Origin of the sequence: Cryobacterium sp. BB307 (assembly GCF_012274275.1) — a bacterium.
Taxonomy (GTDB): Bacteria; Actinomycetota; Actinomycetes; order Actinomycetales; family Microbacteriaceae; genus Terrimesophilobacter.
Window position 1 is genome coordinate 162,393 of record NZ_JAANZA010000001.1, and the last position, 13,396, is coordinate 175,788.

General features: G+C 61.9%; 5 protein-coding genes. All 5 read right to left on the reverse strand.

The annotated features are described in order from the left end of the window. Positions 1-13: 13 nt before the first annotated feature. The 5 genes from HGK58_RS00740 to HGK58_RS00760 all read right to left on the reverse strand — a co-directional run bounded on the left by HGK58_RS00740 (position 14) and on the right by HGK58_RS00760 (position 13,396). Positions 14-1,402, reverse strand: a complete 1,389-nt coding sequence (locus HGK58_RS00740) for a DEAD/DEAH box helicase (protein ID WP_168625657.1) — start codon at positions 1,400-1,402, stop codon at positions 14-16. 73 nt (positions 1,403-1,475) lie between these two features. Further along, positions 1,476-4,430, reverse strand: coding sequence for an SMC family ATPase (locus tag HGK58_RS13980; RefSeq protein ID WP_168625658.1), 2,955 nt, complete (start codon positions 4,428-4,430; stop codon positions 1,476-1,478). Then, complete coding sequence (locus HGK58_RS00750) at positions 4,427-5,617, reverse strand: exonuclease SbcCD subunit D (protein WP_168625659.1); 1,191 nt, start codon at positions 5,615-5,617, stop codon at positions 4,427-4,429. The genes HGK58_RS13980 and HGK58_RS00750 overlap by 4 nt, the downstream gene beginning before the upstream one ends. Positions 5,618-5,653: 36 nt before the next feature. Beyond that, positions 5,654-11,689, reverse strand: coding sequence for a DUF4011 domain-containing protein (locus HGK58_RS00755; RefSeq protein ID WP_168625660.1), 6,036 nt, complete (start codon positions 11,687-11,689; stop codon positions 5,654-5,656). 276 nt (positions 11,690-11,965) lie between these two features. After that, entirely contained in the window at positions 11,966-13,396 is a 1,431-nt protein-coding gene (locus HGK58_RS00760; protein ID WP_168625661.1) for an ADP-ribosylglycohydrolase family protein, read from the reverse strand.

Here is a 13,396-nt window from a genome sequence, read left to right on the forward strand (position 1 = left end):
GACAACCCGCCCGTTACCGGAGCGCAGGGGTGCGAGCTTTCGCCGGCTGACCGATCAACCAGGAACCCACCCGGTCAACCTCCGTCGCGTTGAACGAGACCTGTTCGCGCGCGAAGGGGAGGATCTGGTCGAGAAAAGCCTCATGGCCGCCGTTGAAGGGGTCCTCGGCCGTCCCCTCAACGTAAAGGATGATCATTCGGGCCTCGCGACGATCCGCTTTGAGTCGTATGACTCTCCCCATTCGTTGAACCATCTGACGCCTCGTCTGGCTTGCGGCGACGATGACCGCGAGTTCAGCTTCCGGCACGTCGATACCTTCGTCGAGTATTCGAGGTGCGCAAAGAACCTTGATCTTTCCACCAGCGAACCGGCGCAACTTTTCTTCGCGTTCGGACGCGGGTGAGTCACTCGTCAACGGCCAGGCGGAAGTCTGCCTGTCGATGAGCCAGGCCAACCGCGTTGCACTTTCCTTCGTTTCGGTAAGAACAAGAGTGCCTGAGAGGTCGGCGAACGCGTCCCCCAACTTTGCGACGAAGTCCTCTTTGTCTTTGGCCTCCGCGAGAATGGAACGCCGCAGTGCGAAGGCCGCCATGTACTTCGAGCACAGCTCGGTCTCTGCGTCCCACACTGGCCGCTTCTGGTCGCCGCCAGGCCTCAGACGGCGCTGCACCAAACTGAAGAACTCGCTCCAGTCATCCGGATAGAAGTACTCACCCCTCAGCTTGAAACGCGCATCCGAGGCGTCTTCGCTCGCCTTCTTGTAGGCCTTGCTCTCCGAAGCGTTGAACGTCGTCCCAACCAACGCAACTCTGAAGGGAGAGACGACTTTGTCGCGGAGTGCCTCGCTGTAGCCATAGGAGGACACGATTGGGCCAAAGTACGGAGCGAGGTACGTTTCAATTCCGCTATCTTGCTGACGCTCATATGTCCCGGAGAGCGCAAGCCGCCGCTCGAACGCCGGATGCAGGGCCTTCGAAAATTGAGCCGAACCGTACCGATGAACCTCATCCGCTACCAGCAGGCCGAGGCTCGTTGGAAGCGGAGGGTTTTTGCATGCCGACTGGACGGTGGACACGATTACATCGAAGTCACGAAAGGAGTCTCTCCGTCCTGACGTGAACGCCCCGACCCGTGCCTGAGGAAGCTTTCGTCGAATGTCCAAATGCCACTGGGTCAACAGCGCCCTTGTGGGCACCAAGACGAGTGCTTTGCCGCCTTCTGCGACTACCTGACGGATCGCGGCAATTCCCACCAAGGACTTGCCGGTCCCGGTAATCGCCTCGACCACACCCCGGGAGCCGCTGTCCTCCCAGGCGCCAAGTGCTTTCTTCTGCCAATTCCTCAACGACGGGCCGACGTAAGAACCGTCAAACGCGAGTGGTTCGTAGCGCTCGTCGGTCATTTTGTCCTCTTCCTCAATTGCATTGATGTGGGATTGGGACGCGTGGCGTCTGCCCACTCGTCTTCTTCGAGCATCAGACCTGCACGATCTCGCTCCAGCCACCGTCGGCCACTCGGATCGTCAGCTTCGCGGGTATCTGCTCTTTCATCGCCTCGACATGGCTAATGAGTCCGATCGTCCGACCACCCGCTCGAAGACTGTCAAGAGTGCTCATTGCGATCTCCAAGGTGTCACCGTCGAGGGAACCGAATCCTTCATCGACAAAGAGCGTGTCAAGGGTGATGCCACCAGCCTGGTTTGTGACAACCTCCGCCAAACCCAAAGCAAGTGCTAGCGAGGCAAGAAAGTTCTCACCGCCCGACAGCGAATGCGTTGCCCGCGCTCTGCCGGTGTGCTGGTCGAGGATGGCGAGTCCAAGACCCGATCGCGCCTTCCGATACTGCACGCTGTCATCGTGCTGAAGCTCGTACCGACCCGCCGTCATTGTGCGAAGGCGACCGTTGGCTGCCGCGACGATCTCTTCGAGTTGCGCGGCCAGTACGTAGGCCTCCAGACGCATCCTCTTGGTGTTTGCGCCCGCGCCCTGAACTGTTTCTGCGAGACTCGCTATCTCTTCGTATTCAGCACTGATCTTGGCCGATTCGGCTGCCCTGGCGCGAACCTTCACGAGTAAATTCTCGAACTGGACGTGCCGCTCTTGGACACCGCCGCGACTTTCGGTAACTCGTTCCAGCGAGCCTCGGGACTCGGCCGCCGCGAGCGCTGCTGCGTCCAGCGAGACGAGTTCGTCCGGCAAACCCTGTAGTTCGGAGTCCTCCAGCGTCGCCGTGGCGATCGCCCTGGCCTTCTCGTGCTCCAGGATGCGAGTTTCCAGCTCGCTCTGGCGCTCCGCCGACAGCAAAGCGGCCGAGGCAGCCTCAGGCGACGTCAATCCAGTCTTCTCGAGTTCGACTTGTACGGACTCGGCCGCCGATGAACGAATCGCAATCTTGTCCTCACGTGCGGCGATCGCCTCGGCCAGACTCCTCGCGACAGCGATACGTGTCCGGAGCGCCGCAGCCCGCTCGGAAACACTTGAGAAGTCGCCTCGATGCCGGTGAACACGCGTAGACAATGCACTCACGCGTTCCTTTGCAGCAGCGCGGCCAGTCTCCGCCTCCCGTAGCCGTTCGTTCAGGACGGCGTCGCCAGCGCTGAGTTGCTCAATTTCCGCTGTCAGCTCTGTCTGCTTCTCCTCAAGCAGCGTGACTCGCGCTTTAGCAGCTTCCGCAGCGGCGAGCGCGGCAACGGCGAGGCGCAATTCACCCTCGAGGTCGTCAACCGACATGCCACCGGATGCGGCGATCGATGCGGCGTGATCTTCGCTGACAGTCCGGGCAGAAGCCGTGGCCAACTCCAGTGCTGCCTTTGCCCTATCGAGTTCGATGCGAGCCGCGTCGATGTCGGCTTCCGTGACAACGTCAAAGTCAGACGTAGCCGGGGCTGGATGCTCGACTGAACCGCATACCTGACAGGCTTCTCCGGGGGTGAGGTCGCGGGCAAGTTCGCCAGCGTAGCCGCGCATTCGCTGGATCAGCAGCTCTTCCAGGAAATTCGCTGCGGTCGAGTGGATTGCACTCGCTTCTAGTTCAGCTCGACGAGCATCCTCGAGCCGACCCCCCAGCTCAGTCGTCTTGTCAGCAGCGAGGCGCTTCTTGCGAAGCTGTGCTTCCAGTTCCCTTGCGTCCGATTCACGAGCCGCCTCCACCCTTTCTTCGGTTAGGGTCTCCAGGCCAGCGGAGATCAGGCCGGGGAGCTCGACCAAAGGGGCGGCATTACGGTCTCGTTCCGTCCTTAGGCTTTCTAGCTGCGATTCCAGAACTGCCAATTCGGTCTCGATTTCGGGGAGGGCCACCTCATCACCAATGACGTCTTCGAGGGTTCCGAGCACTCGAGATTGGTCGTCTACCTCCCGTGCAAGCGTCTCGCCGTTGGCAGCGTCACCGCCGGATCCGTAACCCTCTCGTTCTGATTTCTCTCGGTTCTCGGCTGCGGCCAATACGGCGTCTGCGGCCTCCAACGCGGCCAAGTGAGGCGCCACGCCCGAAGCCTGCAGACCCAGTCGGAGAGTTTCACGAGCAGCGTTGATCTCTTCGCCCTCTAGTTCCAGCTGGTGGAGTTGGGCCCGTGCAGAGTTGCGGCGCTGCTGCCTGTCCCGCTGCTCGACAAGCTCGCGATGAGCAGCGTCATCGGCCTGGAACTTCTCTTGGGCAGCGGAAACCGCGTCGGTGGCTGCGCGCAGTTTGTCGCCGAGCACGGCGCTCCCAACTTCGAACCACTCCTCGCTTCCCGCCGATACCGCACTGACTGACCCGGCGTTTTCACCCAGGAGAGCAACGGCAGTCTCGACGTCGCGTTCGACCTGCACTCGAGTGGATTCCAACTGAGCGGAAAGCACCTTGCTCCGCTCGACAATCGCCTTCTCGTACTCTTCAAATCGGCTTGTGCCGAACAGCGTTTGCAGTACCGCTTGCCGTTCGTCATTCCTCGCCTGTAGGAACTCCTGGAATCGGTTCTGTGCGAGCAGGATCACCTGAAGAAATTGGTCCTTGTTCAAACTTAGGATGCGCGCCAGCTCGTGTCCCACGTCGACGGCCCGGGCGGCGATACCTACCCACTGCTCGTTCTCCCAGCTGTGTAACTCCGCCTCCGCCTTCTGGGTGGTCACACCTCCGCCCCGCAGCGCCGGCCGCTCGAATTCGGGTGTCCGTTTCACTCGATAGCGAGTGCTGCCGACGGTGAACTCGAGAATCACGTACGTCGGCTCACCGATGTCGCAGTGGTGGCTGCGCAATTGCGCCTGCGTGCCGTCGAACCGCGGAACCGCGTTGTAGAGCGCGAAGCACACCGCATCGAGGATGCTGGACTTTCCCGCGCCGGTCTTGCCTGCTATGAGGAAGATGCCGTCATCGGCGAAGGCTTCGAAGTCGACGTGCTGCACGCCCTTGTATGGTCCGAATCCCGCGATCTCGAGCCTGTTGATCCTCACGCCTCCACCTCCCTGGCACTTCGTTCGGCGATGACCGCCGCGATTACGGCGCGCTCGGCGACTGTAGTCCCGACCCCGTTCCGGACATGCTCGAGGAATCCGTCGACGATCTCGCTGTCCGACTTCAGGCGAAGGCGCTCGGCGTACGTTGCTCCGGATGCCTCGGTCACGATCGAGGGACGGTGTTCCAGGTGCGCGCACCAAGGGAACCGAGCCTGCAATCTGCGCATTGCGTCCAGCGGCCTTGCCTGATCGGTCAGGAAGGCACAAACCCAATCGTTCTCGTAGTTCGCAAGCGCAGGGTCACCGAGGAGTTCATCGAGAGTGCCAGTAAGCACGCTGAGCCGACGGGGGATTGGGAGGTCAACCCATTCTGCCCCGGCGAGACCGTTAGCGTTCAGGTCAACAAGCCACACACCTCGTGGCTTTGCCGCTTCGCTGAACGAGTAATGGAGGGGCGCGCCGCTATAGCGCACACTGTCGCTGAGTTGCGCACGGCCGTGGATGTGCCCAAGTGCGACATAGTCGACCCCGTCGAAGGTACTAAGTGGTACCACGTCGAGTCCGCCCGCGGTGAGGTCACGCTCGAGTCCCGGAGTTTGGCTAACCATGCCGCGTTCATGATCAAGATCCGGGGCACCAACGTTTGCTGCGAAGCAATGCGACAGAACCACCGAACGAGTTCCGCGTTCACGGACATCCGCGCGAATGTTGTCCATCGCCATCCGCAGTACGTCTGCCTGAGTTCGGAGTTCGACGTCCGGATACCGGTGTCTCACAAGTGCTGGCTCAAGAAACGGAATGCCATAGATGGCGACATTTCCGTGCTCGTCCGAAAGCTCAATCGGCCTGTCGTGGAGCTCCGGTCGGGTGACCACGTGAATACCCGCGAGAGACGCGAAATCGGATTGGAAGCCGAGGCGGGTCGCGGAATCATGATTGCCGCTGGTGAGCACGACAGTGGCACCGGTCCCGCGAATTTCGCGCAGAACATCCGTCAGCACCTCGTAGTACTCGGCGGCTGGGGTCGCTGAATCGAACACATCCCCAGCAACAAGCACAACGTCGACATGGTTGTCCCGTACGACGGTCACAAGTGCGTCCAGCACTTCCCGTAGATGGCCGGTGGTCGGATGCCCGTGGAACGTGCGTCCGATATGCCAATCAGAGGTGTGAAGGAGTCTCATTGGACCAATGTATTGGTGAGCACCGACACTGCTTCCCTATAACGCAATCACGTAGTCGCCGCTCATTCCTAGGACTCCACGGGCCACCCCGGATTCGAGGGCAGCGTCGAGCCTCTTCCGAATACCCGCGGTCACCCGGGAGATGCCGAATGCCAGCGCGGTTGAGCGGACCAGTTCCTCGCGGCTCGCACCTAGCCCAACCGTTGCCACGTCCCGCATTGCGTTCACGAGTTCAACCAAACTGATCTCCTCCACGGGGCGGCCCGAACCTGGTTGCGACCTCGCCCAACCCGCGTGTGCATCCGGCCCGGTCGATGACAGGTAGAAGAACCCCTCATTGTCGCGAACGAGTTCTGGCTGGGGAACAGCGAGAACGTCCTGTACTCGCTTGGCGGTGACCCTCTGCATGCCGCATGATTGGCCGATCAGACGAGCGAACCTTCCAGGCTCGACGGGTCCCTCCACTGCAACGATAGAAACGCCGATCTGGCGAACAATCGCAACCGTAGGCGGATCGAAAAGTTGATCCAAGTAATACGGTTGCCCGATAACCTGAATCGGCCAAGCCGACCATTCCGGCACAGCGTGAAATGCGCCGCTTGGCAAAGAGGATCGCTCTTCGGTGCGCGTCGCGATGGCCACCGGAGACGCATGGTCTATAGCCGCAGGCTCCAGAGACGAAGTCGTCGCCAGCTTGGCGACAGGCTCGCCCATCGCAGCGCCCGGTGCGGGCGCTACTCTGCCTTCCGACGTAGCAGAATGCCCGGTCACGCCCTGCAGACTCTCGAACAGCGCCCGGTCAACGGCGCTCTTGATTCGCTCGAGTTCCCCCTCCCTGTCGCGAAGCCAAGTCGGCATCCAAATACGCTCCACCGCCGGCCAGCCCATCTTGTTACGCAGGAGCGAGACCGGCAGCGCGTCTCGGTCCCCTACGGTGGCGCGCGAGTACCAGCGTTCACCGTCGAGGAGGATGCCGAGGACATACCGGCTGGGGTCTTCAGGATCGCGGACCGCGATATCAACCTTGAAGTCAGACAGACCGACCTCAGCTACTGCATCAATTCCGTAAGCGTTCAGAGCGCTGAGCACCGATTCGCGGTGTCTATCTGGTGGCCGTACTGTGCGGGCTGACAGCCCCCCTGATGTCTGCGCTCCGTTCCTTGCCAGATCCAAATACGCTCGGAGGTCCTTCAACCCTTGCGATGACGATTGGTCCGCCCGTAGCTCCGCGGGCTCGAAGGAGCAGTAGACGATCACCTGCTTGCGCGCACGCGTGATCGCGACGTTGAGGCGTCGCTGCCCGCCTTGGTGGATGATCGGCCCGAAGTTGAGTGGGACTACACCCCGCTCATTCTTGCTGAAGGCGATCGAGAAGAGAATGACATCTCTCTCATGACCCTGCACGCTCTCCAGGTTCCAAACCAGAACTTCCTCACCGTCCGGCCCGTCATTCAACGCTGCTTGGAGCACGTCATCATCAACGTCCTCGAGCAACGACTGGATGAGCTTCTGCTGTGGTTGGTTGAGCGTGACGACGCCTATGCTGCTGTTGCGCAGCTTGGGGTCATGCACCCGACGCCCGATCTCGTCGACTATCGCCTTCGCTTCCCGGAGGTTCGTGCCTTCCGGGGCTCGTCTCGTTTGTCCGCCCACGGTGTAGCTCTCTCGCTCACTCGTCGTGGGCCGCACGAACTGACCGTCGATTTTGACGAACGACACTCCCTTGTCATCGAGGCGAGCCGAAGATGCGGGGAAGGTGCTCAGGTTTCCGTCGTAGTACTCGCTGTTGGAGAAGGCAATGAGGGATTCGTCTTCACTCCTGTAGTGCCACGAGAGCATGAGTTCGGGAACCCTGGCCTGTACGCATTCGGTAAGAATGCTCTCCTCGTCGCGCACAATTTCATCGCCCTCTTGTTCCTCCTCACCGTCATCCGTGAATGAGACCTGCGCCACGGATGTCGGCGGCATCTGCTTCGAGTCGCCGACGATCACGGCGGATCGGCCTCGCCCGAGCGCCCCAATGGCATGAGGAACCTTGATCTGCGATGCCTCATCGAAGATGACAAGGTCAAAGGGCTCCAGGCCCGCATCGAGGAATCGGACCGCGGAGTCTGGGCTCGCCAGCACACAAGGGGTCAGGCGCGAGATTACATGCCAGTGGTCCAGCATGAGTCGTCGGATGGGTTTTCCACCCCGTGTTTTCGTCAGTTCGCGCTTGAGTTCGCCGACCGCGCCCACAGTCACAGAGCCCGAGAATCCTCGGGTTTCGATCATGTCCGCGCCGAGAATGCCTGGCGCGATGGAGCGAAGCAACTCCGACGCCGCATCGAAGGAACGAACTGTGGCATCGTGGGCCGGTCCATCGAAGGAGTCGAGGTTCTCATCATCGATCTGGCGTTGCAACACTGCGGCATAAAACCCGCGGTCGAATGCGGACTGGGCGTCACGATAGTGAACCGCTCCCCGCACTAGCGTCCAGACAGCATCCTCAAGACCGAGGGCAGCTATCCGTCCGGCGACCGTTCGCAACGCACTCCATCGTTGAAGCTGGATCAGTCCGCGGTCGCGTCCGTCCCGGTACCACTGGTCGATTCTTTCGGAGACCAAACCGGCCAGGTTCCTGTCACCGCGCCAGAGTTCGATGCTCTTGTCATCGGCGTCGATCGCAGCGAGGAGGTTGTCGATCGACGTGCCGAGCAGCCCGAGTCGTGAGACCACATCCGCGGGCGCCTGAGCGAGCAGGCTACGGAGCCGTTGCCGCGCCGCCGTCGGTAGTGGCGACGCGAATGCCACCGCTTCGTCGCGGTTGGCGATGAAGGCGAGTATGTCAGCCTGTACCGATGCCTCCAGCGGGTTGGCGTTGTCAGGAACCTCAAGGCCAGGGACGTCGCGTGCTGCATTGAGAACGGCGGTGCCCGCCGCTTGGAGCTCTTCGATGCTGGTGAGTTGTGAGTCAAGGTTCTCGGGGAGCACCTCGGTACCAGGCACAAGGTACTCACTGACTTGGCGGCACACCGCGGCAATTCGCTTCTTTCTTCCGATGAAGAAGCTGGATTGCGCCGTGGTTGCTGCTGCTTTCAAAGTTGCAGACGGCGCGCTATAGGTCTCTGGACCAGTGCCTGGTGGCAATTGACCTGCAGACACGCGGTCAATTGCCTGAGTGAGCAAAGCACGCGCGGCAATCGCCTCGGGCGTGCTGGCTACGTCAATGTCGGCCAGTGCCGGGAGCGTGTCGCCAGATATGCCCGCGACATGTCGAAGCTCATCGAGGTCCTCAATGCCATCCAGCAGTTCCCTGCCGAGTTGGTTGCCGGCAAGCCAGTCGTAATACGCTTGAAGGTCCGGCAGGAGCGCCGCCACTTGCAGACGTCTCTCGGTACCGAGGTCTTCCGTGCGGAGTCGAGAAAGTGACCAGGGATTTTTCGAAGCCACGTCAGCATTCGTGCCGGCATCAACTATGTCACCCAACAGGATGCGGACTTGTCCCAGGATTTCGGTGTCTGCACTGTTGAGGAATGAGCGCGGGATCGGGAGTGCTGGTCCCTCGCCGAGCGCAAGTGCCTTGTCTCGCGCCGAGTAAGCAGACTCCCCGAGCACACCCCGGGCGTGGAGCCGCTCCGGGTACCGGCGCAACGGCGTGACCGATCGACTCAATTCGTTGTGGGCTGTCTCGAACGCGACGCGATCCGCAAACGACGTGGCATCGAGCGCTGCTGCGAGCTGCTGTCTAACCGCAGCTGGGCGCATTGCCTTGTCGTGAAGGTCCAGTGTGAAAGCGCCGAGTCCGACCGCTTCGATCCGATCCTTCACAACGTTGAGCGCGGCGGGCTTCTCGGCGATGAAGAGCACACGTCGTCCAGTGTGAAGGGCGTTTGCAAGCATGTTGGTGATCGTCTGCGACTTGCCGGTACCGGGTGGCCCCTGGAGCACGAAAGTCTCGCCGCGAATTGCACGCTGAACGGCCTTCGTTTGAGAGGCGTCCGAGTGTACGGGTAGTCGAGCAGCAAGATCGTCGAGGTCCGACTCGTCCGCGGCTTCTCCGATTGCCGGATCCGTGAACTCGAGACTGGGCGTCTCCGCGAGGTGACGAGCCAGCGGGCTCTTCAACAGCGTCGGCCAGTTATCACTGAGGTCTCGCCACAGCCGGTAGGTACTGAAGTCAAAGAAACCGATGCTTGCAACGTCGTCAACGCGGATCTTGGATAGACCTGCCTTGGTGATCTCTTCGCGGACGTGCGAGAAGAGGCCGTCGATGTCAATGCCGGCGTCGTCCAGCTCGGGTTCGAGGAGCTTCGGCAGGCTGAGGCTCAGGTCTTGCTTCAACTTCTCTGCGAGAGAGAAATTGGGCGTGATCGCGCTCGCTGTATCGAGTTGAAGAATGAACTGTCGTGATCGATTCACAGGCTTGATCGTCACCGGGACGAGAATGAGCGGCGAGCTCACTTCCTGCCGTTTTGCGTTGTCTACCTCCCACACCACCATGCCGAGGGCGAGGTACAGGTTGTTGTTACCTGTCTCGTTGATCACAGACTTAGCGGCGGACGCGATTCGTCGCATCCGGTTGACGAAGGAGTCCGGGTGCACGTCGGTAAGTACTGTGCGATTGGCAACCAGTTCACGCTCCAGGAGGTCCGCCAGATCGGCGTCAGCCATTCTGCGTGATGAGAACTCATATTGCTCGTCTCCGCGGACAATGCCGTTAGGCCCGAGTTGGAGATCGACACCACTCTGCAGGAGGTCTTCGATGACGCCAAGGCTGCCCGTTGGAAGCATAAGCGTCACGCTCGAGTGCCTTGGGAATCGATAGTTAATGAGGGGATTCCTCAAGCTGAGATCAAGCAGCGCGTCCTTCCACCGCTTGACGCGATACGGGGCGTCGTCCGCGCGAACACCGATCCGAGTCTGTCCTTGTCCTTCTGCGATCGCTTTCTGCAGGAGGCTGATAGTGAGGTCCTGCGGTCGATACTCGACGATTTCGACGGTGCCGTCAGGGCGCGCATAGCGCGACGGGATTGGAAGAATGCGCTGGTTCAGACGGGCTTCGGCGATGTCGACAAACTGAGACCTATCCCCCTTCTTGACCTCGAAAACGACGCTGAGTCCGTCCGCCCGGTCGTCGAGATTCGCGTTGGCTCGCTGTCGCGCCGTGCCAAATGACTCGCTGTGTGGACCACCACATAGGGTGGTCGTCTCAAACAATGCGAGCTCACCCGATTGGACGAAGTTGAGCGTGTCTGCGATGCGGTTCACAGTACTTGGGAACGTGACTTCCGGAGATCTGTCCTTTCGCCAATATCCGACGAATGCGTGCCCCGGTATGACGACTAGAACCGGACGCAATCCGACATTCTCGAGCAAGGCCGCCATCAACGTCGCCGTGTCGAGACATGTTCCCACCCGCTCGTCAAGCACCTCAGCGGCGGTTCGAACACGCTGACCAGCCGTGGTCGCGTTCACGTGCATATCCCAGCTGGGCGGCGGGTCCGAGTAGGTCAGTTGCAGCGCGCGAACTGATTCGTAGAGCGCCTCAACCATGGCGTCGGCGTATCCCGGTCCGGCTTGATAGCCGCAAAGGCCGTTGGTGTAACCAGCATCGGCAAGCCGCCCGGCAGCGGATTCGAGGACCGGACGAAGAGCGGGATGATTCGGAGTGACGAATGCTGCCAAATTGAGGTATGAGTCCTGGTCTGTCGCAACCCACCCGCCCGCTGCGAGAACCTGTACCGGTCGCCGAACGGTGGCTAGTTCCTGGTCGGCCTGCCTGACCCGAATCACGAGTTCGGCATGCTGCACCTCAAGCACGTCGTGCATGGCGTCTGCGTCCAGGGAGAACGAACGGAGATCTTGCATGGACCAAGTCGTGGCTGTTGGTCCAAGCGTCGGCAGTGCGACGCTCCATTGCTGCGCAAGCGGGCGTCCGGCCGAGACGAGCTCGGCACTTATCTCCACATCGACCAGTTGCTCAGCGACGATCGAGCGCACGCTGAGGTGTTTGATAAGCGGACGCCCGTTATAGGCCGCCGCAAACGACACGACCTCGTCGACCTCGACTTCGATCGTTACTTCGCTCACACTTCCCCCTTGACCAGTCGAACAGAACGCCTCGCCGCGAAGTCCATCGACTGCCTGGCGCCTCGGGACGGCGCGGAGGTCCTACGCGGTTCGGAGACGACATCGCCGGATGGTTGCGCATGGACGCGCGACGATCCGGTTGCCCGCTTGGGACCCCTCGAGTCATGTTTACCAACGCCCGCGCCTCTTCGACAATGACAAATACCCGATCGCCCCGAAGTGGGGTACGAAGGTGGGCGCATGGTGCCCTGACCGCACAGCGCCGCGCCATCATCCTCATGCCAGCCTCGTGACCGCAGCACGAAATGCGGCGTTCGGTCCAGCGTTCGGCAGGGCAGCACAGACTTCACGCAACGCGGTGTCCGGCGCCACACCGAGGTACCGCGCTGCGTAAAGCGCCGCGATCGTTGGCGTTCGACTCTGTGCCTGTACGCAGTGCAGCAGCACCGTGCGCCCCTCGGCCCTCAAGGCCGCGACCGCCTCCGCCGCCTCCGCGAGCACGAACTCCAGGTTCGGGTTCGCCAGGGCATCCGGCGAATCGACCAGCCACAGCGCGACGTGATGCTGGATCCGCTCCGGAATCTGCGCACTCCCCAGCCGGCACAGCGACACCACCGCGTCGACGTCGTCGGGGAGCGCATCGAGTGCCCCAACAGCGCCCAGCCAAACCCCTTCATCGTGCGGATGCCGCACCAGGGTCGACACGTCACCCCACCCCGAGTAGTCGAAGCGCTCCGCGAGCGGCCAGCCATCCGAACCCGCGCTACCTCCCTGGGCGGCGAGAACTCCGAAGCGCATCAGGTCATCCGCGCGCAGATCCAGCCAGCCATGCACGATCCGGCTCCACGACGACGGAACCGCGGATGCGCCCCAACGGGCGCCAAGCAAACCGCCGGCTATCGCCGCGACCGTGTCGGTGTCGCGCCCACCCCGAACCGCGGCCTCGAGCGCACGGCGCAAGTGCGTGGCATCCGTCGCGTCGGTGTGCACGATCGCTGACCACGCCGCCTGCAGCGCCTCGACCACCCAGCCATTCCGGGTGAACTGGGCGGGCAGGCGCACCTCTGCATCCTCGATTCGCGCAAGCCAGAGGTCGCCGCGATCGGGCGGGAGCGCTCCCAGCCCGACACGCACGTCCAGTTCGCCGGTGAGCACCGCGTGACGAATGGCCAGGCACCACAGCACGCACGCATCGCCGGCATCCGCCTCAAAGTGGGTGAGATCACTGATAGCCCGTGCCGCCTCGGCGAGCGCGACCGGATCGTCCAAATAGGCCAGCGCGACAGGCGCGGTGCGCATGAGCGACCCGTTTCCGCCGCTCCTTCCGTTCAACCGGTGCACCCGCTCAGCGGATGCACGCGCCGCCCACGCCGTCGGCTCGATTCCAGCGAGCACGGCGCGCGTCTGAATGCCGACATCCGGTGCGGTGCGAGACCAGTAGACCCACGCAGCGACGATGCGGTCCTGCACGGCTTCGTCGCGCAGGTCGAGACCTTCCGCTGCAGCGTGGGCGATGGGGATTGCCATCGAAGTGTCGTCGGTCCATTCACCTGGCGCCCATCCGAACGCTCCGCCTCCTGTCATGGCGACGATGGAATCGTCGGGCAGCGGCGGCTTGAACTCGTATGGGGCGCCCAGCGCGTCCCCGCACGCGGAGGCCAACAGCACGCCGGCGGCGCGATCACGGTTGATTCGTTCTAGCTTCAT